The organism is Amycolatopsis sp. NPDC098790, from assembly GCF_044759945.1.
Classification (GTDB): domain Bacteria; phylum Actinomycetota; class Actinomycetes; order Mycobacteriales; family Pseudonocardiaceae; genus Amycolatopsis.
The window spans coordinates 349,142-371,814 of the sequence record NZ_JBIWAI010000003.1; the positions used below are offsets into that span (position 1 = coordinate 349,142).

Sequence of the window (22,673 nt, forward strand, 5' to 3'; positions counted from 1 at the left end):
ATGACGACCGCAACGGCCTCGCTGCCGGAAACCAAGACGTCGCCGGGGATCGGCAACACGCTCGCGGCGGAATGGACGAAGCTCAAGTCGGTCCGGTCGACCTGGATCGTCGTCATCGCCGCGGCCGTCGTCAGCGTCGGGTTCTCGGTGCTGTTCAGCTTCCTGACCGAGCAGGACTACCAGAACCTGCCCGCCGGCCAGACGACGGACTTCGACTCCGCGGGCACCGCCATGGTCGGGATGAACCTCGGGCTCATCCTCATCTCGGTGCTCGGGGTGCTGGCCGTCTCCGGCGAGTACTCGACCGGGATGATGCGCCTGACCCTCGCGATCACGCCGCACCGCGGCCGCGTCCTGATCTCGAAGGCGGTGGTCGTCGGGCTGCTGGCGTTCGTGCTCGGCACGCTCTTCGCGGCGGCGGCGTTCTTCATCGGGCAGCTGGTCCTGGGCATCAACCCGAACATCCCGACGCTGGGCCTCGGCGGTCCCGGCGTGCTGCGCAGCCTGCTCGGCTGGGGTGCGGAGTTCGCGGCGTTCGCGTTGCTGGCGCTGTCGTTCGGCGTGATGATGCGCAGCGCCGCGGGGGCGATCGCGACGGCGATCGGCTTCATCTTCGCCCCGGCGATCCTCGGCGCGCTGCTGCCGGAGTGGGTGCAGCGCGACATCCTGGCGTACTTCCCGGCGTCGGCCGCGGAGCAGTTGAGCACGGCCCAGCTCAAGACGGACTCGGCGACGTACCTGGGGCCGTTGACCGGTGGTGGGACGCTGCTGACGTGGGTCGCGGTGGCTCTGGTGGTCGCGTTTTCGCTGATGGGCAAGCGCGACTCCGGCTGAGTCCTTCGGCTGCCCGGATGTAGTGAATGACTCATTCCTGTCGCCAGGCGACAGGAATGAGTCATTCACGTCGTTTCGAGGCGGCGTTCGCGACCGCGAGGATGCGGTCGGCCGCCGCGGCCGTACCGCCGCTCTCACGCGTGTGGTCGCGCATGGCCCGCATCCGCGCACCGATGCCGTCGTCGGCCGCCACCGCCAGGACGGCGTCGCGGATCGACTCCGGCGTCACCTCCTCGCGGGGCAGCCGCCGGCCGAGGCCCAGCTCCACCACGCGTTCGGTGTTGACCTCCTGCTCGCCGTGCATCGGCACCAGCACGAGCGGGGTCCCGCAGTAGAACGCCTCCATCACGCTGCCCATGCCCGCCGACGTCACGAACGCGGACGCGTGCCGCAGCACCGCCGGGTGCGGAACCCATTGGCGTGCCTCGACATTCGGCGGCAACGGACCCAGTGACGCCGGGTCGACACCGCCGCCCAAGGTCATCACGACGTTCCAGGGCAGGGACGCGAAAGCGCTTGCGCACTGGCGGAAGAAGCCCGGCTGGTCGTTGAACGCCGACGTGCCCAGCGACACCAGCAGCACCGGGTTCCCGTTCGACGGCGGCTCCCAGCCGGTCAGCGGCCGCTGCGGGCCGAAGCACGGGCCCGTGAACGTGTGGCGCTCGTCGAACGTCTCACCCGCGTACTGGAAGCCGCGGGGGATGAGGACCAGCTTGTGGTCGCGGCCGTCGTCGAGGAACTCCTCCGCGGTGCGGCCGGGAGCCTCCGCCGCGAGCAGGGCCTGGAGGTCGGCCGCGAAGTCGTAGGAGTCCTTTGTGGACTCCGGCGCCGGGAAACGCGCGACGTGCGCCGGCAGCGAGTAGTGCTCGTTCGACGCGAAACACGCCGAAAGCTGGACCGTCGGGCACGGGACGTCGTGGGCGAGCACGCGGCCCGCGATCCACATCGTCGAGTCGAACGCGAGCACGTCGGGCGAGTCGTCCGCCAGCAGTTTCCGCACCGGCGCGAGCGGCCCGAGACAGCTCGAAGCGCCGGTCAGCGCCGCCGCGAGCCGGTGGGCACCCGGGTCGTCGGCCGGCTCGTCGTAGCCGACCGGACGAGCGCCGGTCGCCGCGATCCGCTCGGCGAACGCGCTGCCGGTCGCCACCGTGACCCGGTGGCCGCGCCGGACCAGCTCGCCGAGGACGTCCAGGACGGGGGTCACGTGCCCGTAGCCGGGCAGGGTGCAGAGCACGACGTGTCGGGTCACACCGGCCATGCTCGCACCGCGGATTCGGGGATTTCGCCAGACATCCCGCCGTTAGCCTCGGGCGCGGACACTCGTGGAGGTGGGCGGATGGACTTCGGCTGGACCGCGGACCAGCGGCAGCGCTACGACCGGACGGTGGCCGACACGCGAGCGGCGTTCCCGGCCGCGGCCGAGTACGCGTTCAGCCGCGAAAACTGGGCGCTGCTGGGCAAGTTCGGCGTTCTCGGCGCGAGCGTGCCCACCGGACACGGCGGAGGCGGCCTGACCGCCCTGGAGACGGCGCGGGTGTTCGAAGCCGCCGGGCGGGGCTGCCCCGACACCGGTCTCGTCTTCGGCGCGGCCGCGCACCTGTTCGCCTGCACGATGCCGATCGTCGACTTCGCGCCGGAAGCCCTGCGCGAACAGCTGTTGCCGGGTCTCGCCGCCGGAGACCTGATCGCGGGCAACGCGATGACCGAGCCCGAAGCGGGGTCCGACGTCGGCGCGCTGCGGGCCACGGCGACCCCCGTCGACGGCGGGTACCTGCTCAACGGCGTCAAGAGCTTCGTCAGCAACGGTCCCGTCGCCGACGTCCTGGTCACCTACGCGGTCACCGACCCGGCCGCCGGGCACTGGGGCATCACGGCGTTCGCGCTCGACGCGGGTTCGCCGGGCATCACGCGAGGTGAGCCGTTCGGCAAGCTGGGCATGGAAGGCTGTCTGGCCGGCGAGATCACGTTCACCGACTGTTTCGTGCCCTCCGGCGCCGTCCTCGGCGAACCCGGCCAGGGCTCGGCGATCTTCCAGCACTCGATGGGCTGGGAGCGGGCCTGCCTGTTCGCGCTGTACCTGGGCGTGCAGGACCGGCTGATCGACCGCTGCCTCGAGCACGTGCGCGGCCGCCGCCAGTTCGGCAAGCGGCTCGCGGAGTTCCAGTCGGTGTCCAACCGGGTCGTGGAGATGAAACTGCGGGTGGAAAGCGCCCGCCTGCTGCTGTACCGGGCGTGCTGGGCGCTGGACCAGGGCGAGGACGCGACGCTGTTCGCGGCGCTGTCGAAGCTCGCCGTGTCCGAGGGGACGGTGGCGAGCGCGACCGACGCCGTCCAGCTGTTCGGCAGCCGCGGCTACCTGCGTGAACAGGGGATCGAAGCGGCGCTGCGGGACGCGATCGGCGGGACGATCTTCTCGGGTGCCTCGGACGTCCAGCGGCAGTTGGTCGCCATGGAACTGGGGTTGTGATGCTGCACGAACTGGTCCTCGCCGCTGCCGAGCGCACGCCGGACGCCCCGGCCGTGCACTGCGGCGCCACGACCGTGACCTACCGCGAACTCGACGAACTCGCCGGCCGCCTGGCCGCCGGCCTGCACGCCGCCGGCGTCCGCCACGGCGACCGCGTGCTGATCTGGGCCGAGAAGAGCGTCGAGGTGGTGGCGCTCATGCAGGCGTCGCTGCGGATCGGTGCGGTCTACGTGCCGGTCGCGCCGTCGAACCCGGTCTCGCGGGTGCGGCTCATCGCCGAGAGCTGCACGCCCGCGCTGGTCGTCACCGACGTGGCGGTGGACTGGGGCCCGAACCCGCCGCCGCTCGGCTCGTTCACCGAACTGTCCACAAGCGACGGTGTGGCGCCCGTCGAACACGTCGGCCCGGACGAACCCGCCTACATCCTGTACACGTCCGGCTCGACCGGCACGCCGAAGGGCGTCCTGATCAGCCACCGCAACGCGCTCGCGTTCGTCGGGTGGGCCGCGGCGGAGACCGGGCTGCACGCGGGGGACCGGCTGGCCAACCACGCGCCGTTCAACTTCGACCTCTCGGTGTTCGACCTCTACGGCGCGTTCTACGCCGGAGCGTCGGTCGACCTGGCGGGCTCGGACCTGTCCTACTCGCCCGTCGAGCTGACGGACTTCCTGCACGGCCGCGGCATCAGCGTCTGGTACTCGGTGCCGTCGGCGCTGCTGCTGATGATGCGCCACGGCGGCCTGCTCGACCGGCCCGCGCCGGCGTCGCTGCGGGTCTGCGTGTTCGCCGGGGAGCCGTTCCCGATCGCCGGGGTGCAGACGCTGCGCCGCGCGTGGCCGGGCGTGCGGCTGTTCAACTGGTACGGCCCGACCGAGACGAACGTCGTCACGAGCTACGAGGTGACTCCGGCGGACCTTTCGCGGACCGGCTCGCTGCCGATCGGGCGGGCGTGCTCGGGGGCGACGCTGACGCTGTCTCCCGAGGGAGAGATCGTCGTCGAGGGCCCGACGGTGATGCTCGGCTATTGGGGCGCGGCCCCGCAGCTGGGCGGCTACCGCACGGGCGACCTCGGCCGCTACGACGACGCGGGCGAGCTGGAGTACGCGGGCCGCCGCGACGCGATGGTCAAGCTGCGCGGCCACCGCGTCGAGCTAGGCGAGATCGAGACGGCGCTGGCCCGCCACCCCGCGGTGGCCGAGGTGGCGGTGGTGGTGGCGGGCACGGGCATCGACGCGCGGCTGCGTGCGGTGGTCGTCCCCCGCCCCGGCGCGCGGGTGACGCTGCTGGGAATGAAGGCCCACTGCGCGGCGCACTTGCCGAAGTACATGATTGTGGACGAGGTCGTCACGGCGGAGGAGCTGCCCCGCACGGCGAACGGCAAGACCGACCGCGCCGCCCTCGCCCACTGACCGGCTCCACGGGGTCGTGAGTGAGAAACAGGGTTAGAACACTGTTTCTCACTCACGACCGGCCGCGGCAGACCCGCATCGGTGGCAGGTCGGCTCTCGGCTGCCCGTGGCGTCCCGGCCCTCGCGGAGCAGGATCTTCCGAACCTCTGCGGCGACTGCGCAGGGTGACCCGTGGACGTCCTGCCAGCCGTAGACCAGTCGTGCACGCCCGGCGAGTTCGGCGGCGTTGTCGCGGCGACGGTCCCGGAAGGCCACGCCGCCGGTGGTGTGAGTGGCGCGGCCGTCCAGCCGGATCGTGACTCGGGCGCCGTGGTTGTCGTAGGTCACGTCCTCCCACAGGGTCTTTCCGTCGACGGTGCACGGTGTCTGCCGGTCACCGCGAGGCAGATCGTGCTGGTCTTCGACTCTTTCGAGGTACTCGATTTCGAGTGCGGACATCAGGCCGTTGCCGATGAGGTCGAGGCCCCGGCGGATGGCGCCTCGGTACCGATAGGGCGGCCGGAGAAGGAGGCAGTCCTCGATGGCTCGTAGCGGGATCGAACTCCTGCTCACCAGATCGACGATCAGCGTCGTCGCCTCCCGGCCGGTTTGCTGCGACACGGCCAGGTCGACGATGGTGTCCGGTCCGCGGGTTCGGGGAGGCACGGTCTCCAGCGTCGTGTGGTCGAGCGCGCGGGATCGATGGACGATGACGAGCGGGCGTTGCGATACGGCCGAACTCCTGTACGGAACGGTGATTTCGACAGGTCGCTCGACGATCGGGATCAGCCCCCACTCCTCCGCGGCCGTGTGGTGACTGAGCACTGCATGGGCTCCGCCGTAGAGCAGCGCGGCGGACAACCGTGCGGACCGGCCCGGCTCCCCGGTGAAGGTGGCGTAGACACGGGGCAGTATGCGTTGCCAGCGTCCGGCGGCCAGGTTGGCGAAGATTTCATCGCCGCTGTGGCCGTATTGCCGCAGCTGCCGGAGGCTGACCACGCCGTGTTGTTCGGACAGCAGCATCAGCCAGCCTGGACGTGCATCCTCTGGTATCCGGTCGGTCGACCAGCGGCAGTTCTCGGGCACCCCCCGACCATCCCTGGCCGCGGCGTCGGTTGGGTGCCGCTCGCGAAATCTGTGGACAACTCAGACCGTTGTGGATAACTCGCCTGCGGAGGTGCTTGGGGATCGTGAGTGAGAAACAGTGTTCTAACCCTGTTTCTCACTCACGACCGCTTTTTCAGCGAGTGGGGCGAGCGAGGACGTAGTGCGTGGGCAGGTTGAGCACCGAACCGTCGGCCAGCGTCTCAGTCGTGCGCAACAACAACTCGCCCCCGTCCACGACGCTGAACCCGGCCACCTCGTACACCGTCTCCAACTCGGCCTCACCCGCCGCCGGCTGCAGTCCGATGCCGAAGTAGATCGACACGCGTTCCAGCTTGGGCAAATCGTTGGCGGGGTCGGCGATGAGCTGCTGCATGTACGTGTAGCTCGCCGGCGTCAACTCCTGGTTGAACACGCACCCACGCGCCCCCGCCAACACGGCCAGATTGCGCGCGCACGCCACCCGCTTCTCGACCGGCAGCTGGTGGATCACGCCCGACAAGTAGACGTTCACGTCGCCGTACCGCGCCCGGAACGCCGCCACCGCCGACGAATCCAGCACGTCCAGCAACTCGTACGAGACGTTCGGAGCGCCGTTCTCCGCCCGCGCCCGGTTCAGCGCGGCTTCCGCGATGTCGACGCCGACGACCCGGTCGTACAGCCCGGCCAGGTACCGGGTCTGGGTCCCATTTCCGCAGCCGAGGTCGACCAGCGGCAGCTCGGGGTCGAAGTGCGCCTTGAACAGCTCGGCGTGCGCGGCCGCGCCGTCGGCGGGCTCGCAGTCCCAGAACGCCGCGCCCGCGCGGTCCGGGAGGTCCGTCCAGTAGGCCTCCCAGACCCGCCCGTCCTTGTTCGTCATGATGGGCCTCAGTCCTTCTGCCACGGGATTTCCGGTGCGGGGTAGAACTTCACGCCCTGCGCTTTCCAGCGCGGGCCCTGGGCGGCCAGCCGGGACGCGAACGACGTCCAGTCGTGGCTCGCCTGCGGTGACCAGCCGATCTCGGCGATCGCGGGCAGCCGCGGGAACGCTAGGTAGCGCACGTCGTCCAGGCTGCGCACGGTGTCCGTCCACAAGGGAGCTTCGACGCCGTCGATGTTCGAGTTCAGCGCGCCGGGCACGACCGCCGTCGGGTCCCAGCCGTACGCGGCCTGGACGCTGATGTCGCCGGCCCACTCGAGGCCGATGTCGGCGGGGACGCCGGGCGCGTACTTCATGTCCAGGTACGTGTAGACGCAGGGCGCCATGATCAGCTTCGCGCCCTTCTGGCTGGCTTCGCCGACCTCGTTCTGGGTGCCGTCGTAGATCCAGAACTCGCCGGTCGCGCCCTGCGGCGGGGTCGCGGTGAGCATCTCCGCCCAGCCCAGCAGCTTCTTGCCGAGCTTGGCCACCATCGGCGCGACCTTCGCCATGAACGCCGTGTACTGAGCGTCGTCGATGCTCTGGATCTCGTCACCGCCGACGTCGAGGTAGCCGCCCGGGGTCAGTGCCGCGACCTGCGTGAGCACGTCGTTGATGAACTTGTACGTGACGGGCTTGTCGACGCACAGGTCCGACCGCGGCGCGGGGGTGAGGCCGGTGTAGATCGGCCCGGCGACGCCGTCGCAGTTCAGCTCGGCGTAGGAGGACAGCGCCGCGCCGAAGTGCGACGGCATCTCGATCTCCGGCACGACCGTGATGTGCCTGCTCTGCGCGTAGGCGACGATGTCGCGGTACTGGGCCTGCGTGTAGAAGCCGCCCGCGCCGCCGCCGGAGCCGGTGCTCGCGCCCTTGGCGGTCAGGTTCGGCCAGCCGGCGATCTGCAGCCGCCAGCCCTGGTCGTCGGTCAGGTGGAGGTGCAGGTTGTTGATCTTGTACAGCGCGATGTCGTCGACGTACTTCTTGACGTCGGCCACGGGCAGGAAGTGCCGGGCGACGTCGAGCATCGCGCCGCGGTAGGCGTAGCGCGGGTAGTCGAGGACGTGCCCGCCGGGCACGGTGAGCGGCCCGGTGAGCGACGCGGGCAGGAGCTGGCGCAGCGTCTGGACGCCGTTGAAGAGGCCGGCGGGCTTCGCGGCCCGGATGGTCACCCCGGACGCGGTGCTGTCGAGCTGGTAGCCCTCGGCGCCGACGCGGGGGTCCGCGCCGCCCAGCTGCAGCGAGATGCCGGGCAGGGCCTTCGGGAGCGCGGGGGTCGTGATGACCGGGAGCCGGAACCGGGTCGCCGGCCGCAGCAGGCCGGCGAGGTAGTCGCCGACCTGGCGGGCTCCGGCGCCGCCGGAGGTGAACACCACGGCGTCCGGCCCGAGCCGGTAGCGGACGGCCGGGTCCGGCGTCACCGACACCGGGGCCGGCACGACCTGCTGGAGGGTGGACCCGGCCGGAACCGCCTGCGGTGCGGCGCCGGCGGGCACGACGGGGGCGAGCAAGCCGAGGAGGGAGAGGAACAGCACCCCACGCCTGGCACTTCGAGCGGTCATGAGCCGTCCATTGCGGATAGTGGTGAGTGGTCCCTTTCTCTTAACGGCCCGGTCGGGCGCGAGTCCACCCGATCGGCCGACCTCTAGAGAGACTGCTAAGGCCGGTTACTCCGCCCGCCGGAACAACTAAGGTTGTGAACCGACAACCTTCCGTCACCGGCTGTCAACCTTTGGCCGTTTTCCGGTCGGTTCCGATCCGAGAAGATCGAGTCGTACGCAAGCCACAGAAACGGGTGACCGACATGACCGACACGCCGACCTCCGTTCACTACCGCGCCTACCTGCTCGCCTACGACGTCGAGAAGGAAGACCTCTACGACCGGACCCGCACGGCGTTCCTGACCCGCGCCGGCGTGCTCACGGAGCTGGCGCTGCGCGGCAACATCGCCGACGACGACGGCGACGCCGTGCTGGTGAAGTCCGACCCGACCGGCGACCCGGTGCTCGACCGGCTGCTCGCCCAGATCGGCAACGAGAAGCGCAGCTGGAAGTCGTGGATCCGGCACGACTACAAGGAAACCCTCGAGCAGATCGAGGAGCAGCTGGCGGAGCAGAAGCTGCTCGCCGTCGAGGAGAAGAAGGTCCTCGGCCTGGTTCCGAAGACCCACGTGACGGTGACGGACCCGGCGGTGGCGACGGCCCTGCAGGAGCACGCGGTCGAGGTCCTGCACGGCTCGACCCCGGCGGCCCAGATCGGCGCCGACGATGCGGCGCTGGTGGCGCTCGCGGCGGCGGGCACGGTGCCGAGCGTGGTGACGCGCAAGGAGAGCAAGGGCGAGTACAAGGACCGCATCGAGGAGCTGACCGACCGCGTGGGCGAGGTGGCGCCGGGCCTGGAGAAGGCGCTGCGCGGCATCCGCTTGACGATGATCGCGGCGCAGGGCGGCCTCGGCTTCAGCGGCTGACCCCGCACCGCACGACGGAAGGCCCGGTGACTCGGTCACCGGGCCTTCCAGCGTCTCCCGGGGGAGTCACGCGAACGCGGGCATCACCTTGTCCGCGAACAGGTTCAGCGTGCGGCTCATCGTCTCCGCGGACTGGCCGCCGAAGTCCAGGTTCCACAGGATGACGTCCGGCCCGAGCACGTCCCGGACCTCCTCGATCCGCCCGCGCACCGTGTCGGGCGAGCCGACGACCGCCTTGGCCTCGAGCCCGTCGGTCTCCAGGTCGAAGCTCGCCATCTGACGCGCCATCGCCGTGTAACCCTCGTACGCCGGCGATTCCACGTTGTGCCAGGACAGGATCGCCTCCTTGAACGCGTTGAACGACTTCACCATGTACGGCACCGCCAAGTCGCGGGCCTCTTCGTCGCTGTCGGCGATCAGCAGCGGGATGCTCACCGCGAACTTCGGCTTGCGGCCGGAATCGCCGTGGTGCTCCAGGAAAGCGTTGCGGTACAGCTCGACGTACTCGCGCTTGCGGGCCATCTCGTTCAGCTGGGTCGAGCTGATCAGCAGGTTGAACCCCTTGCGGCCGGTCCAGTCGAAGCTCGCCGGGGTCGCCAGCGCGGCCACCCACACCGGCGGGCCCGGCTGCTGCACCGGGGCGGGGAGCGAATTCGCGTTCTCGTAGGAGAAGAACGGCGTGTCCTCGGTGACGTCCTTTTCGGACCACAGCCGGACGACCGCCTCGATGGTCGCCAGGAAGCGCTCTCGGCTGGTGTCCATGTCGACGCCGAACGCCTCGAACTCGTACGGCAGGAACGCCCGCGCGAACCCGACGTCCAGGCGGCCGCCGCTCATCACGTCGACCTGGGCCGCGTGCGCGGCGATCTGGATCGGGTGGTGGAACGACGCCTGGATGCCGCCCGTCATCAGGCGGATCGACTGCGTGCGCGCGGCCACGGCCGACAGGAACGCCAGCGGGCTCGGGGAATACCCGCCGTAGGAACGCAGGTAGTGTTCGGTCATCTTGACGTAGTCGAGGCCGAGCCGGTCGGCGAGGACGCTGACCTCCAGCACGTCCTGGAAGTACTGCGAGGCGGACGTCGTCCGCGGATCGCAGTCCGGCAACAGCGAGACGCCATACTCCACGTTCTGATCCCTCCGACGGATGGCTGACGAGCCGCCAGCGTCGAGCCACCCGCCTCACCCGCGATACCCGCCCTAGCAAGCCAACCCTGGGGTAACCCTTAAGAACTCCCGCGCCCGGAGCTGAGGTTTTGCCTAGAGCCCCGGTGCTAGCCCGGCGTCGCGCGACGACCCGGTCAGTAGCGTCGCGGCAGCCGCGTCGGATCGTGCGTAAGGGGAAATCGGTGACTCTGGGGTATCTCTTCGGTGCGAACATCTCCGATCCCGACCCGGAGCACGGCGCACAGCTCTACGAGGCCTACCCGGCGATGCGCCGGACGTACGAAGAGGTCCGCGACTGGACCGGCATCGAACCCCGCGTGCTGCTGCGCGGCGAGTTCGAACCCCGCGGCGACCACGACCGCTTCAGCCTCGCCGGGATGCGGCTGGCCGCGCTGGCGTTCGGCATCCACGACGTCCTCGCCGAGTCCGACGTCCACCCGGCCGTCGCCGGCGGCATCAGCCTCGGCGGCCTGATCGCGAGTTCCGTGGCGGGCGCGGTGGACCGCCGGACCCTGTTCGACCTGCTGGTGCGCGAGGCGAAGACGCCGCTGCCGGACCCGGCGCCGCCGGCCCAGGGCGCGGCCATCGCCTTCCTCCCGGTCACCGAGGACGCCACGTATTACTACGGCGACCGCCGTCCGGGCGTGTACCTCGGCGGCGACTTCGGCGTGCTCGCCGACGGCACCGCGCGGCTGCTCATGCTCAGCGGCACGACCGACGCCCTCGAGAAGCTCGTCGCGCAGAGCCCGCCCGGCGTGGTCAGCGTCATCGACGGCCAGCCGTTCGCCGTGCACTCGCCGTTGCGGCAGTACGCGACCGACTTCATGGCGCCGACGGTGGCCGCGATGACCGTGACCGACCCGCGGATCCCGGTGTGCTCGTTCCTCGAAGACCGCGCGCTGACGACCGCCGGCGAGGTTCGGGACCTGTTCCAGCGCAACAAGACCACGACGATGAGCCTCCCGCACGTCTGCGCCGGGATGAAGGCCCGAGGCGTCCGGCTCGCGTTCGTGCTCGGCCCGACGCTGCCCGCCGGCGTCCTCGACTTCCCGTTCCCCGTCGTGCGGATCACCGAGCCGCACCACGTCACCGAAGCCATGACCGCCATCTACGACCACGCCGTCGACCTCGTCGCCCCCGGCGCGTGAAGCAAGGAGAGACCGTGAGCACCCGCACGCACGAACGTGCCAGCCTGACCGACCACTGGTTGTCCCTCGACCTCGACGCGTGGACGCGGCACGTGGTGCGGCGGCACTTCAACCCGGAGCTCGGCAGCCCGTACTGGCTCAAGCGCGCCACCGAGCTGTCCTTCGACCCGATGGACATCACGCGGTACGACCAGCTCGCCGAGTTCGGCCCGTTCCCGCCCGGCGACCTGCGCGGCATGGACCCCGGCGACCTGGTCCCGCGCATCGTGCCCCGCCCGCTGATCGGCCGCGTCTGGGAGTCCGGCGGCACCACCGGCGACCCGGTGCGCGTGTTCTACACCGAGGACATGATGACCCACCGCGTCGAATGGCGGCGCTGGTCGTACCTCTTCGACGGCTACCGAGCGGGCCGGACCTGGCTGCAGGCGACGCCGAGCGGGCCGCACCAGATCGGCAACGGCGCGATCGAGCTGTCCGAGCAGCTGGCCGGGCTCGTCTACGGCATCGACATGGACCCGCGGTGGATCAAGCAGCTCATCCGCGCCGGCAAGATGAAGGAGCTGGGGGAGTACACCGACCACGTCCTGGGCCAGATCGTCGACATCCTGCGCTCGCAGCACGTCCACTACCTCAACACCACGCCCGCGCTGCTGCAGAAGCTCATCGCGCGCCAGCCCGAGCTGGTGGCCGCACTCGACGGGGTCCGTCTCGGCGGCACGCACATGAGCCCGCAGATGTACCAGGACTTCGTCAAGGCGCTCGACGGCGGGCTCGTGCGGTCGGGCTACGGCAACACCTTCGGCAATGCGGTGAGCTTGCACCCGGAGGACGGCGGCGCGATCCTGCCGTACGCGCCGACCTACCCGCAGGTGACGATGTCCGTTGTGGACCCCGGCGACTTCCGCAAGAACGTCGACAAAGGACAGTTGAAGCTGACCGTGTTGCACGAAGACCTTTTCCTGCCCAATCTCCTGGAGCGCGACGAGGCCACCCGCTACGACACCAAGGGCGAATGGCCGATCGACGGCGTCCACAACGTGCGCCCGCTGCAGGTCAGCCAGGCCGCGCCGGAAGGGCTCTACTGATGGCGCCGAAGGTGGTCGTCATCGGCGCCGGCGTCATCGGCGCCGCGGTGACCTACCACCTGGCGAAGCGTGGCGCGCACGTCCACTGCGTCGACCGCGCGGACCGGCCGGCCGCGGGCACCACGGAAGTCGGCTTCGCCACGGCGACGGCGTACCGGCGCTTCCCGAAGTCCTACTTCGAGCTGAACCAGGCCGGCATCGCCGAGCACACGGCGCTGGCCGGGGACGCCGCGCCCTGGTGGCACCGCACCGGGACGGTGGCGTGGACCGACGACGAGTCGTTCACCGGCTACCTCGCCCAGCTCGCCGAATGGGGGTGCCCGGTCGAGCGGCACGCGAAGGACGACCCGTCGGTGGTCTTCCCCGCGTCCGGACCGGTCGCCTTCCTGCCGTCCGAGGGGTGGATCGACGCGGTCGCCTTCACCCGCCACCTCCTGGACCAGGCGGTTTCCCACGGCGCCACGCTGGAGCTGAACGCCGAGGTGACGTCGGTGGCGAACGGCGTCGGGCTCGCCGACGGCCGCCGGATCGAGGCCGACGTCGTGGTCAACGCCACCGGCTCGGCCGCGGACGAGATCGGCGCGCTGGCCGGCGCCCGCCCGTTCCTCGGCCCGCCGCGGCGCAGCCTGATCGCGCACCTGCTGGTCGACGGCGACCCGCTGCCGTACATCCTGCGTGCCCCCGAGGTCAGCGTCCGGCCGGACGGGCCCGGGCGCGTGGTCCTGCGCTCGGACCGCGTCGACCGCGGGCTGCCGCCGCGTTCGGGCCCGCCCGACCCGGAGTTCGTCAAGGACCTGCTGGACCGGGCGGCGAAGGTGGTGCCGCTGCTGGGCACGGCGACCGTCCGCACGGCCGAAGTGGTCGACGCGCGGTGTGCGCGTGACGAGCTGCCGAGCGTCGGGCCGCTGTCCGCCGTGCCCGGGTACTTCGAGGCCGTCGCGAGCGCGGGTGTCACGCTGGCGCCGCTGTTCGGCAAGGCCCTCGCGGCCCGGATCGTCGACGGCGAGCCCGACCCGCTGGTCGACGTCTTCACGCCGGACCGGTTCGGAGCAAGCTAGAAAGTTCCCCAAAAAATCTCTCGCATACTGATCTCGCACCGGGGAACCGGTCGCGAAGGGGTGTAGCTCTCAACTGGCCAGAGCAGCGGTTTCCAACACCGACGGTTGCAGGTTCGAGTCCTGCCGCCCCTGCCACGAAACACCGGTCCCGGCCGGGCCCGCCGACCCGTTGGGAGTACCGAGGTGACCATCTGGACCGAGCTGCTGGGCAGCCAGACCCACCTACTCGGCGAGAAGTACCGGACCCGCGTCGTCGAAGCCGGTGACGGCGAACCGCTGGTGCTGCTGCACGGCGTCGGCGGCCACGCCGAGGCGTACGCGCGCAACGTGACCCGGCTCGGCGAGCACTACCGCGCGATGGCGATCGACCTGCTCTGGCACGGCTTCTCCGCCAAACCGGAGTTCACCCACGACGCCGTCGGCACGTACGTCGACCAGGTCCTCGACCTGCTCGACTCCCAGGGCATCGAACGCGCGCACCTCGAAGGCGAGTCGCTCGGCGGCTGGGTCGCGCTGACCCTCGCCCTGGAGCACCCCGACCGCGTCGGGAAGCTGGTGCTCAACACCACGGCCGGCATCAAGTGGGACCCGGGCTCGGTCAACGAGCGGCCCGCCGAAGGGCGCGAAGCCCTGCGCGCCCGCTCGCTCGCCGCGATCGAAAACCCGGCCCCGGAGACCATCCGCACCCGGCTGGAGTGGCTGATGGCCACGCCGGACCGCGTGACCGACGAACTGGTCGAGGTCCGCCGGCGGATCTACGCCGAGCCGGCCACGAACGCCGCGCTGCGCACGGTGTTCGAGAACTCCTTCGGGTTCGGTTCCGGGCCCAACCGGCGAATCTCCGAAGAGCGGCTGGCGACGGTGAGCGTGCCGACGCTCGTGCTGTGGTCGGACCACAACCCCGGCAGCGGGCCCGACGTGGGCCGCCGGATCGCGAAACTCATCCCGGGCGCGGCCTTCCACTGCGTCGCCGACGCCGCGCACTGGCCGCAGTGGGAGCAGCCGGACGAACACGACCGCGTGGTGCTCGGGTTCCTGGGCGGCACGGCGTGACCAGCAGGAGGACGGACCCCATGCGCATCCGCAGTCTCGCTTACGCCGGACTGTCCACAAGGGACCTGCCGGCCTGGGAGACGTTCGCCGCGGACGTCCTCGGCCTGCCCGGCCAGTGGGTCGACGACGGGCGCCTGCTGCTGCGCATGGACGAGCGGACCTACCGCTTCGACGTCCGCCACGGCGACGCGGAAGGCCTTTCCTGGCTGGGCTGGGAGGTGGCGAGCGCCGCTGACCTGGCCGCCCTGGAACGCGAACTGGCCGAGGCCGGCGTCGCGGTGACCCGCGCGACCGCGGGGGAGTGCGCCGACCGGCGCGTCGCGGGCATGGTGTGGCTCGAAGACCCGTCCGGCCTGCGACACGAGCTGTTTTACGGACAGGAAGCCGACTTCCGGCCGCTGCGGCTGACGCGCGCGTTGACCGGCTACCGGACCGGCGAGCACGGGATGGGGCACGCCGTCGTCGGCGTCACGAACTACGCCGAGACGCTCGCGTTCCTGGTGGACACGCTCGGCTTCGGCGTCAGCGACACGTTCAAGGGCTTCATCGCGTTCCTGCACTGCAACCCGCGTCACCACTCGATCGCGCTGGTCGACACCGACGAGCCCGGCCTGCGCCACATCATGCTGGAGACCACGACGCTCGACGACGTCGGCTCGACCATCGACGTCGCGTACGACCGCCGGATCGTCACGCGCACGCTGGGCAGGCACAGCAACGACCGCGCCGTCTCGTTCTACCTGGAGACGCCGTCGGGCTGGGAGATCGAGTACGGCTGGGACGGCCTCGACGTGGACACCGAGGCGTGGTCGACGCGGCAGCTGGCCGGGCCGACCAGCCTGTGGGGCCACCACCACGTGACCGGCACCGAGATCAAGACGTCATGACCCCGGACGCCATCGACCCGGACATCACGAAGCTGTCCGGGTGGCAGCGGGAGTGGGTCAAGGCCGCCCGCGCCGAGGTCGACGAGGACGAGCTGGCCCTGCTGTGCCAGGCGGCCACCGACATCCCGAGCCCGACCGGCTGCGAACGGGAGCTGGCCGAGTACTTCCGCGACGTGATGTCCTCGGCCGGGCTCGACAGCAGGCTGCAGGCCATCGACGAACGCCAGGCCAACCTCGTCACCCGCGTCGGCACCGGCCGCGCGGGCGCGCAGCTGCTCCTGCTCGCGCCGCTCGACACGGCGTTCGCGCCGGGCCGGGAGGACGCGCCGTGGCTCGGCGAACGGCCCCGCGACGACTTCACGCTGCCCGCGCAGCGGTTCGGCGACAAGGTCGTCGGGCTCGGCGCGGAGAACCCGAAGGCGTTCGCCAGCTGCGCGCTGGCCGCCGCGCTCGCGGTGCACCGCTGCGGCGTGCCGCTGGACGGGCAGCTGGTGGTCGCCCTGGTCGGCGGCAGCATGCCGGTGCTCGGCAGCGAACGCTCCTCGCGGCGCAACTCGGGCATGAACGTCGGCACCCAGTTCCTCATGGACCACGGCCAGTGCTCCGCCGACCTCGCCATCGTCCTCAAGCCGGGCTACTCGGTGGTGCACGAGGAGGTCGGGTTCGCGATCTTCCGCGTCGTCGTGCGCGGCTCGGTCGGCTACACCGGCAGCAGGCACAAGGGGCACTACACCAACGCGATCACCGCCGCCGCCCGGATGATCGGCCGGCTGGAGAGCTGGTTCGCCGAGTACACCGCGCGCAACTCCTCGGGCCAGGTGGCGCCGCAGGGCGCGGTCACCGCGATCCGGGCCGGCGACGGCACCAAGCCCGCGTTCAACCCGGCGACCTGCGAGTTCTGGGTCGACCTGCGGGTCAACCCGCGCACCACGGTGAACGACGTCGCCGGGCAGTTCGAGGCGGTCGTCGCCGAGCTGCGCGCGGCCGAACCCGACGTCGGCGTCGAGGTCGAGCTGGTGGCGGGCCAGGCGGGCTCGGCCACCGCCGCCGACAACCCGGTCGTCACCCGGCTGATCCGGGCGTGGGAAGACGTCGAAGGCCGGCCGCACGTGCCGGGCAAGCCGGGCAGCGGCCTGTCCGACGGGGGGGTGCTGCGCCGGCACGGCATCCCGACCGCGCGGATCGGCCTGCCGCCCGCCGCCGTGCCCAGCCCGTTCCCGGGGTTTTCCATGGGTGTCGCCGACCTGCCCGCCATGCGCCGGCTGGTCGACCTGCTCATCGGCGTCGTGGTGGACGTGACCACCCGGCAGCGGGCCGAACTGCGTGAACTCCCTGCGAGCAGTCGAGGAGAAGACCGATGACGGACACCGTCGGCGACGAGGCACCCCCCGCGCGGCGGCAGGCGACCGTCGGCGGCCCCGGCCGCCGCGACTGGTCGACCTGGCCACGCTACGAAAAGGCGGCGCTCGGCTTCCGCGAGTACTGGTACCCGGTGGCGTGGTCGCGCAAGATCGGCCGCAAGCCGCGCGCGGTGCGGGTGCTCGGCGAGAAGATCATGCTGATCCGCGACGGCGGCGCGGTCCGCGCGCTGCACGACCGCTGCCCGCACCGCGGGGTCCCGCTGAGCCACGAGATGTCGTCGCAGGAGTTCCCCGGCACGTGGAGCTGCTGCTACCACGGCTGGACGTTCGACCTGGAGACCGGCGTGCTGGTCGCGGCGATCACCGACGGCCCGGAGTCGCCGATCTGCGGCAAGGTCACCGTCCGGACGTACCCGGTCGAGGAGGCGCGCGGCCTGGTCTGGCTGTGGCTGGGCGACGGCCCGGCCCGGCCGTTCGAGGAGGACGTCCCGGAGGAGCTGCTCGACCCGGACGCCGTCGTCGTCGGCCGGATCACCGTGCGCGAGGGCAATTGGCGCTTCGGCGCGGAGAACGGCTTCGACGACGGCCACGCGAAATGGCTGCACCGCAACGCGTTGTGGACCAAGCGCGTGAAGATGCCGGTGTGGAGCGAGATGAAGGTCATCCGCGACGGGCCGTGGATCACCCGCCGCAAGGACAAGATGCACTACAGCGCGTCCTTCCCGGGTCTCGGCGACTTCCCGAAGAAGAAGTGGTACCGCCGCCGCGAGGGCAACAAGACGAAGGTGTCGCTGCGGCTGCCCGGCACCCTGCGGGTCAAGTACGAGGAGTGGGCGCACTTCGAGTGGTGGGTCGCCGCGACCGCGGAGGACCACACGTACGTCCAGCTCGCCGTGATGAACAAAGGGAAGTGGCGCAACCGTCGTTTTCGGCTCTATTACTGGACGTGGGCGCGCTGGGTGTTCCACGGCATGTTCAACGACGAGGACCGGCTGATGGTGGAGGTCACCGACGCCCCGCCGGAGCGGCTGTACCGCCCCGACGTCTCGCTGACCGAGTGGCGGCGGATGGTCGAGGAGGAGGCCCGGCGCAGCCCGGTCGACGAAGTCAAGGAACGGCAGGCGGAGCGGAGGCGGGCGAAGCATGACTGAGCCGTTCCGGCTGGTGGTCGGGATGTCCGGCTCCAGCGGCGCGATCTACGGCATCCGGCTGCTGGAAATCCTGAAGGGCATGCCGGAGGTCGAGACGCACCTGGTCGTGACGCCGGCGGCGCGTCAGACGATCGCCTTCGAGACGGACTGGACGCCTGCGTCGGTTGCTTCCCTCGCCGATTTCACGTACCGGCCCGGCGACATCGCCGCGCCGATCTCGAGCGGGTCGTTCCCGATCGACGCGATGATCGTGCTGCCGTGCTCGGTGCGGTCGCTCGGGGCCATCGCCTGGTCGCAGAACGACAGCCTGCTGGTGCGCGCGGCCGATGTGACGTTGAAGGAGCGGCGGAAGCTCGTCGTCGCGTTGCGCGAGACGCCGTTGCACCTGGGACACCTGCGGGCGATGACGCAGGTGACCGAGATGGGCGGGATCCTGGCCCCGCTGATGCCGGCGTTCTACGGGCGCCCGAAGTCCCTGGGAGACCTGGTCGACCACCAGGTCGGCCGGCTGTGCGACCTGCTGGGCATCAAGCCGCCGGACGAGCTGGTCGAACGCTGGCACGGCCCCGCCGCCCAGTGAAAAGGCCCCTTCCGCGGAAGGGGCCTTTCGTTTGGTGGAAGATCGCCCGCACCGGCGTCGATGGCGGCGCGGGCGACCTTCAGTCCAGATAGGACGCCGGTACGTCCTCCAGCAGGGCCCGGTGGTCCACCCGCTCGACGACCTCCGGCGGCACCCGGCACGACGGCGGGAACACGGTTGGCGGCACGGGCTTGGTGCAGTCGAAGATCAGCTTCGTCTCCATCGGGCCCTTCTCCTCCCGGTTGTGCCCGTAGGTCACCGGGTTGAGCTGGCCGCCGAGAAAACCGGGCAGGATCGTCAGGTCGCGGTCGGCTTGGAAGCGCGTCGCCAGGCACCAAAGCGTCTCGACTTCGTTGAACACGTCGACGTCGTCGTCCACCACGAACACGTGCTTCAGCAACGGATCTACCGCCAACGCCGCGCAGGCCGCCAGCTTCGGCTCACCCTCGACGCGCTTGCTCATCGACAGGTACAGGTGCGACCGCGCCATCCCGGACAGCGGCAGGTGCACGCCGGTCACCGTCGGCACGGCTTCCTTGACACGGCGGTGGATGCTGCCCATCCGCGGGAGCCCGCCGAGCATGCTGTGCTCGGTGTGGGCGTTGAAGACGTCGACGAAGATCGGCTTGCGGCGCATGGTGATCGCGGTGATCTTGACGTACGGCTGCGGGCCGGTGCGGGTGTAGAACCGCGGGTACTCGCCGAACGGGCCCTCGACGGCCGTCGCGTCGGGGTCGGTGTCGATCACGCCCTCGATGACGATCTCCGCGCGGGCCGGCACCTCGAGGTCGACCGTCTTGCACGGCACCATTTCCAGGGCTTCGCCGAGCAGGCCGCCGACGACGTCGAGCTCGCCGCCGATCCCCTCCAGTTTGGACACCGCGCCCATCAGCAGCGCCGGGTGGTGGCCGATGACGAGCGCCACCTCCATCGGCTTCTTCTGTTCACGCAGTTTTCGCAGCACGTAAGCGGTGTGGTGGGCCGGGTTCACCTGGATGCCCACCTGGTCGCGGCCCTGCGCCTGGTGGCGGAAGATGCCAGCGTTGATCTTGCCGCTGTCGGGGTCGCGGCAGATGGTCACCGCCGAGGTGATGTACTTGCCCGCGTCCAGTTCCTGGTGCTTGAGCAGCGGCAGCAGGCCGACGTCGATGACGTCGCCGGTGAGCACGACCTCCTGCACCGGCGCGGTGTCCACGGTGACCGGCTTGATTCCCGAGCCCTCGCGCCGGGCGTACTCGGGCACCATCGAGTGGACGTCCGCGCCGATGCTGCGCGCGAGCCGCTCGTAGGTGCCGTGCAGGTTGATGAGCAACGGGATGTCGGAGCCGCCCACGTTCTCGAACAGCACGGCCGGGAACCCGGGGTAGGCGGGGTCGTCCTCCATGCGGTCGACGACGGCGGTGACCTCGAACTCGGGGTCGACGTGCTTGCGCACGACCTTGACCTGGTCCGGGTCCAGTTCGGCCAGGAATGTCCGCAGATCCTTTGCCATCAAACGCCTTCCGTTCGCAAGGTGGCTCGCGAACCGAGTATCCGCCCCGGTCACGGCGGCGAACGGACGCGCACGGCAAGAACTAGGGGAATGCTTCGTCCTCGCTCCGGGGTGGCGCTCGGCGGGGGTTCGGAGGTGCTAAATGGGTTCGTCCCCGAAGCCGCGCGTCGTCGTACGTCAGGAGAACGACATGACCGTAACCGCAGCGCCGCCCCGCGAAGCCGCGGCGGCCGACCTGGCCCGGTCCTGGGCCGAGGACCCCCGGTGGCGCGGAGTCCGCCGCGACTACTCCGCCGAGGACGTCCTGCGGCTGCGCGGCAGCGTGACCGAAGAGCACACGCTCGCCCGGCTGGGTGCGCAGCGGCTGTGGAGCCTCCTGCAGAGCGAGGACTACGTCCACGCGCTGGGCGCGCTGACCGGCAACCAGGCCGTGCAGCAGGTGCGCGCCGGCCTCAAGGCCATCTACCTCTCCGGCTGGCAGGTGGCCGCGGACGCGAACCTGTCCGGCCACACCTACCCGGACCAGAGCCTTTACCCGGCCAACTCGGTCCCGCAGGTCGTGCGCCGGATCAACAACGCGCTGCTGCGCGCCGACCAGATCAGCTGGGCCGAGGACGAAAAGGACGCGCCGCACTGGCTGGCGCCGATCGTCGCGGACGCCGAGGCCGGTTTCGGGGGCGTGCTCAACGCGTTCGAGCTGATGAAGGGCATGATCGCCGGCGGCGCCGCGGGCGTGCACTGGGAAGACCAGCTGGCCGCGGAGAAGAAGTGCGGCCACCTCGGCGGCAAGGTGCTCATCCCGACCAGCCAGCACGTCCGCACGCTGCAGGCCGCGCGGCTGGCCGCCGACGTCTGCGATGTGCCGAGCCTCGTCATCGCCCGCACCGACGCCCAGGCCGCGAACCTCATCACCAGCGACGTCGACGAGCGCGACCGGCCGTTCCTGACCGGCGAGCGCACGCCCGAGGGCTACCACCGCGTCCGCGGCGGCATCGAGCCGTGCGTCGCCCGTGGCCTGGCTTACGCGCCGTACGCGGATCTACTGTGGATGGAAACGTCCAAACCGGACCTGGAGGTCGCGCGCCGGTTCGCCGAGGCGATCAAGGCGGAGTACCCCGACCAGCTCCTGGCGTACAACTGCTCGCCCTCGTTCAACTGGAAGCAGCACCTCGACGACGCGACGATCGCGAAGTTCCAGCGCGAGCTGGGGCACATGGGCTACAAGTTCCAGTTCATCACCCTCGCCGGCTTCCACGCGCTGAACCATTCGATGTTCGCGCTGGCCCGCGACTACGCCGAAGAAGGCATGACGGCCTACGTCGAGCTGCAGGAGCGCGAATTCGCGGCCGAGGCGGCCGGCTACACGGCGACGCGGCACCAGCGTGAGGTGGGCACCGGGTACTTCGACCTGGTGAGCACGGTCGTGAACCCGTCGAGCAACACGGTCGCGCTGATGGATTCGACGGAGAAGTCCCAGTTCTACTGAGCATTTCCCCAGTCAGCTGCGTGATAGAACCAATCGACGCCACATCCAGCCACGCGATAAATGGAATTCAGGACGGTCGCTCATGCGCATGCCCGAGAACCTCGAAGACATGGTTTACGGAGTCTATGGGACCACTGAAATCGCCGTGAAGCCCTGCCCGTTCACGCAGGCCGAGATCGACGAGCTCGAGACCACCAACGAAATGCTCATCTACGTGCCGCAGGAGATCTCCGAGGCGCAGATGATCGAGACCGGGAAGCTCAACACGAACTTCCGCTGGGAAGTCGAGCAGAACATGATCAAGAGCCCGATGACCGACGAGTCGCACTGGCTCGTCTGCTCGGCCTCGCCGATCCCGGAGATGCTCGGCCAGAGCACCCAGGCCATTTCCCGGGTCTACGACGAAGAAGGCCTGGACGGCATGGACTTCCGCCGTTACCTCGCCTTCGTGCTCACCTACCGCCACCTGACCAACGAATACCCGGACTACCGGCAGTGGTGCCTGCTCGTCGGCGGGCACTACGACCGCAGCGGCATTTCGCTGGTCGGCTTCGACAAGTTCGGCAACTTCGGGCACCACGGCTGGATGAAGAACTTCAAGGCCAAGATGTCCGGCGGCCGCTACGTCGCCTTCGCCCCGCGCAAGCACATCAACGCCGAGACCGAGCGGCTCGAGCGCCCGCGTCGCGGCTCGCGCAACAAAGCCACGCACGACGCGGGCACCGACTGATCCGCCCGCGAACCTGGACCTGTGCCGTCACTGGAGGAATGAACCATGGCAGACGACGAGCGCGTGGAGATCACGCGGAAGCTCGTTGAGTTCGTCGAGAAGCACCTGCTGGACGGGAAGGACGTGGGCGAGCTGACCACGACCACGCCGTTGCTGGACTGGGGCCTGCTGAACTCGATCGAAACGACCCGGCTGGTCGCCTACATCCGTGAGGAGTTCTCCGTGCGCGTCCCGCCGACGGAGATGGTGGCCCGCCACTTCAAGGACATCGAAAGCATCGCCGACCTGGTGACGTCGCTGCGCGCCCCGGTCGCCTGACC

General features: G+C 70.2%; 21 protein-coding genes and 1 tRNA gene. 16 read left to right on the forward strand and 6 right to left on the reverse strand.

What is annotated here, in order from left to right:
• Nucleotides 1-834, forward strand: coding sequence for an ABC transporter permease (locus tag ACIQWX_RS27130; RefSeq protein ID WP_400876751.1), 834 nt, complete (start codon nt 1-3; stop codon nt 832-834).
• Between the two features lie 61 nt (nt 835-895).
• Here the strand turns inward: ACIQWX_RS27130 and ACIQWX_RS27135 are convergent, their stop codons facing one another.
• A complete protein-coding gene (locus tag ACIQWX_RS27135; RefSeq protein WP_400876754.1) occupies nt 896-2,083 on the reverse strand; it encodes a macrolide family glycosyltransferase in 1,188 nt (395 codons plus the stop codon).
• Between the two features lie 87 nt (nt 2,084-2,170).
• On the opposite strand from ACIQWX_RS27135, the gene ACIQWX_RS27140 reads away from it, so the two are divergent.
• A complete protein-coding gene (locus ACIQWX_RS27140) occupies nt 2,171-3,301 on the forward strand; it encodes an acyl-CoA dehydrogenase family protein (protein WP_400876757.1) in 1,131 nt (376 codons plus the stop codon).
• Nucleotides 3,301-4,710 carry an AMP-binding protein gene (locus ACIQWX_RS27145; protein WP_400876760.1) on the forward strand — a complete coding sequence of 470 codons (1,410 nt, stop codon included), beginning with the start codon at nt 3,301-3,303 and terminating at the stop codon, nt 4,708-4,710. Before ACIQWX_RS27140 ends, ACIQWX_RS27145 begins: the two co-directional genes overlap by 1 nt.
• A gap of 48 nt (nt 4,711-4,758) precedes the next feature.
• Here the strand turns inward: ACIQWX_RS27145 and ACIQWX_RS27150 are convergent, their stop codons facing one another.
• The 3 genes from ACIQWX_RS27150 to ACIQWX_RS27160 all read right to left on the reverse strand — a co-directional run bounded on the left by ACIQWX_RS27150 (nt 4,759) and on the right by ACIQWX_RS27160 (nt 8,250).
• A complete protein-coding gene (locus ACIQWX_RS27150) occupies nt 4,759-5,775 on the reverse strand; it encodes a hypothetical protein (RefSeq protein WP_400876763.1) in 1,017 nt (338 codons plus the stop codon).
• Nucleotides 5,776-5,929: 154 nt separating this feature from the next.
• The gene (locus tag ACIQWX_RS27155; RefSeq protein ID WP_400876766.1) at nt 5,930-6,652 is read right to left on the reverse strand and encodes a class I SAM-dependent methyltransferase; all 723 of its coding nucleotides are present in this window, start codon (nt 6,650-6,652) and stop codon (nt 5,930-5,932) included.
• 8 nt (nt 6,653-6,660) lie between these two features.
• Complete coding sequence (locus tag ACIQWX_RS27160; protein WP_400876769.1) at nt 6,661-8,250, reverse strand: beta-N-acetylhexosaminidase; 1,590 nt, start codon at nt 8,248-8,250, stop codon at nt 6,661-6,663.
• Nucleotides 8,251-8,492: 242 nt separating this feature from the next.
• Here ACIQWX_RS27160 and ACIQWX_RS27165 point away from each other — a divergent pair, with 242 nt between their 5' ends.
• Entirely contained in the window at nt 8,493-9,155 is a 663-nt protein-coding gene (locus tag ACIQWX_RS27165; RefSeq protein ID WP_400876772.1) for a GPP34 family phosphoprotein, read from the forward strand.
• A gap of 66 nt (nt 9,156-9,221) precedes the next feature.
• Here the strand turns inward: ACIQWX_RS27165 and ACIQWX_RS27170 are convergent, their stop codons facing one another.
• Nucleotides 9,222-10,283 carry an LLM class flavin-dependent oxidoreductase gene (locus tag ACIQWX_RS27170; RefSeq protein WP_400876775.1) on the reverse strand — a complete coding sequence of 354 codons (1,062 nt, stop codon included), beginning with the start codon at nt 10,281-10,283 and terminating at the stop codon, nt 9,222-9,224.
• 221 nt (nt 10,284-10,504) lie between these two features.
• Between ACIQWX_RS27170 and ACIQWX_RS27175 the strand changes: the two genes are divergently transcribed.
• The 9 genes from ACIQWX_RS27175 to ACIQWX_RS27215 all read left to right on the forward strand — a co-directional run bounded on the left by ACIQWX_RS27175 (nt 10,505) and on the right by ACIQWX_RS27215 (nt 18,645).
• Complete coding sequence (locus tag ACIQWX_RS27175) at nt 10,505-11,470, forward strand: hypothetical protein (RefSeq protein ID WP_400876778.1); 966 nt, start codon at nt 10,505-10,507, stop codon at nt 11,468-11,470.
• Nucleotides 11,471-11,484: 14 nt separating this feature from the next.
• The gene (locus tag ACIQWX_RS27180; RefSeq protein ID WP_400876781.1) at nt 11,485-12,555 is read left to right on the forward strand and encodes a hypothetical protein; all 1,071 of its coding nucleotides are present in this window, start codon (nt 11,485-11,487) and stop codon (nt 12,553-12,555) included.
• Nucleotides 12,555-13,613, forward strand: coding sequence for an NAD(P)/FAD-dependent oxidoreductase (locus tag ACIQWX_RS27185; protein ID WP_400876784.1), 1,059 nt, complete (start codon nt 12,555-12,557; stop codon nt 13,611-13,613). The genes ACIQWX_RS27180 and ACIQWX_RS27185 overlap by 1 nt, the downstream gene beginning before the upstream one ends.
• A 56-nt stretch (nt 13,614-13,669) precedes the next feature.
• Nucleotides 13,670-13,748, forward strand: a tRNA-Trp gene (locus ACIQWX_RS27190).
• Nucleotides 13,749-13,796: 48 nt separating this feature from the next.
• Nucleotides 13,797-14,666 carry an alpha/beta fold hydrolase gene (locus ACIQWX_RS27195; RefSeq protein WP_400876787.1) on the forward strand — a complete coding sequence of 290 codons (870 nt, stop codon included), beginning with the start codon at nt 13,797-13,799 and terminating at the stop codon, nt 14,664-14,666.
• 20 nt (nt 14,667-14,686) lie between these two features.
• Nucleotides 14,687-15,553 (forward strand): VOC family protein, encoded by an 867-nt coding sequence (locus ACIQWX_RS27200; RefSeq protein ID WP_400876790.1) that lies wholly within the window; start codon nt 14,687-14,689, stop codon nt 15,551-15,553.
• Nucleotides 15,550-16,914, forward strand: coding sequence for a M20 family metallopeptidase (locus ACIQWX_RS27205; RefSeq protein WP_400876794.1), 1,365 nt, complete (start codon nt 15,550-15,552; stop codon nt 16,912-16,914). Before ACIQWX_RS27200 ends, ACIQWX_RS27205 begins: the two co-directional genes overlap by 4 nt.
• The gene (locus tag ACIQWX_RS27210) at nt 16,911-18,065 is read left to right on the forward strand and encodes a Rieske 2Fe-2S domain-containing protein (RefSeq protein WP_400876797.1); all 1,155 of its coding nucleotides are present in this window, start codon (nt 16,911-16,913) and stop codon (nt 18,063-18,065) included. Before ACIQWX_RS27205 ends, ACIQWX_RS27210 begins: the two co-directional genes overlap by 4 nt.
• A complete protein-coding gene (locus ACIQWX_RS27215; protein ID WP_400876800.1) occupies nt 18,058-18,645 on the forward strand; it encodes a UbiX family flavin prenyltransferase in 588 nt (195 codons plus the stop codon). The genes ACIQWX_RS27210 and ACIQWX_RS27215 overlap by 8 nt, the downstream gene beginning before the upstream one ends.
• A 79-nt stretch (nt 18,646-18,724) precedes the next feature.
• Here ACIQWX_RS27215 and ACIQWX_RS27220 read toward each other — a convergent pair whose 3' ends face one another.
• The gene (locus tag ACIQWX_RS27220; protein ID WP_400876803.1) at nt 18,725-20,137 is read right to left on the reverse strand and encodes a UbiD family decarboxylase; all 1,413 of its coding nucleotides are present in this window, start codon (nt 20,135-20,137) and stop codon (nt 18,725-18,727) included.
• 190 nt (nt 20,138-20,327) lie between these two features.
• Here ACIQWX_RS27220 and aceA point away from each other — a divergent pair, with 190 nt between their 5' ends.
• From aceA to ACIQWX_RS27235, 3 genes are all read left to right on the forward strand, one after another.
• Complete coding sequence (aceA, locus tag ACIQWX_RS27225; protein ID WP_400876806.1) at nt 20,328-21,623, forward strand: isocitrate lyase; 1,296 nt, start codon at nt 20,328-20,330, stop codon at nt 21,621-21,623.
• Nucleotides 21,624-21,732: 109 nt separating this feature from the next.
• On the forward strand, nt 21,733-22,353 hold the full coding sequence (locus ACIQWX_RS27230; RefSeq protein ID WP_400876809.1) for a hypothetical protein: 621 nt from the start codon (nt 21,733-21,735) through the stop codon (nt 22,351-22,353).
• A gap of 45 nt (nt 22,354-22,398) precedes the next feature.
• Nucleotides 22,399-22,671 (forward strand): acyl carrier protein, encoded by a 273-nt coding sequence (locus tag ACIQWX_RS27235; RefSeq protein ID WP_400876812.1) that lies wholly within the window; start codon nt 22,399-22,401, stop codon nt 22,669-22,671.
• The last annotated feature ends 2 nt before the right edge of the window (nt 22,672-22,673 follow it).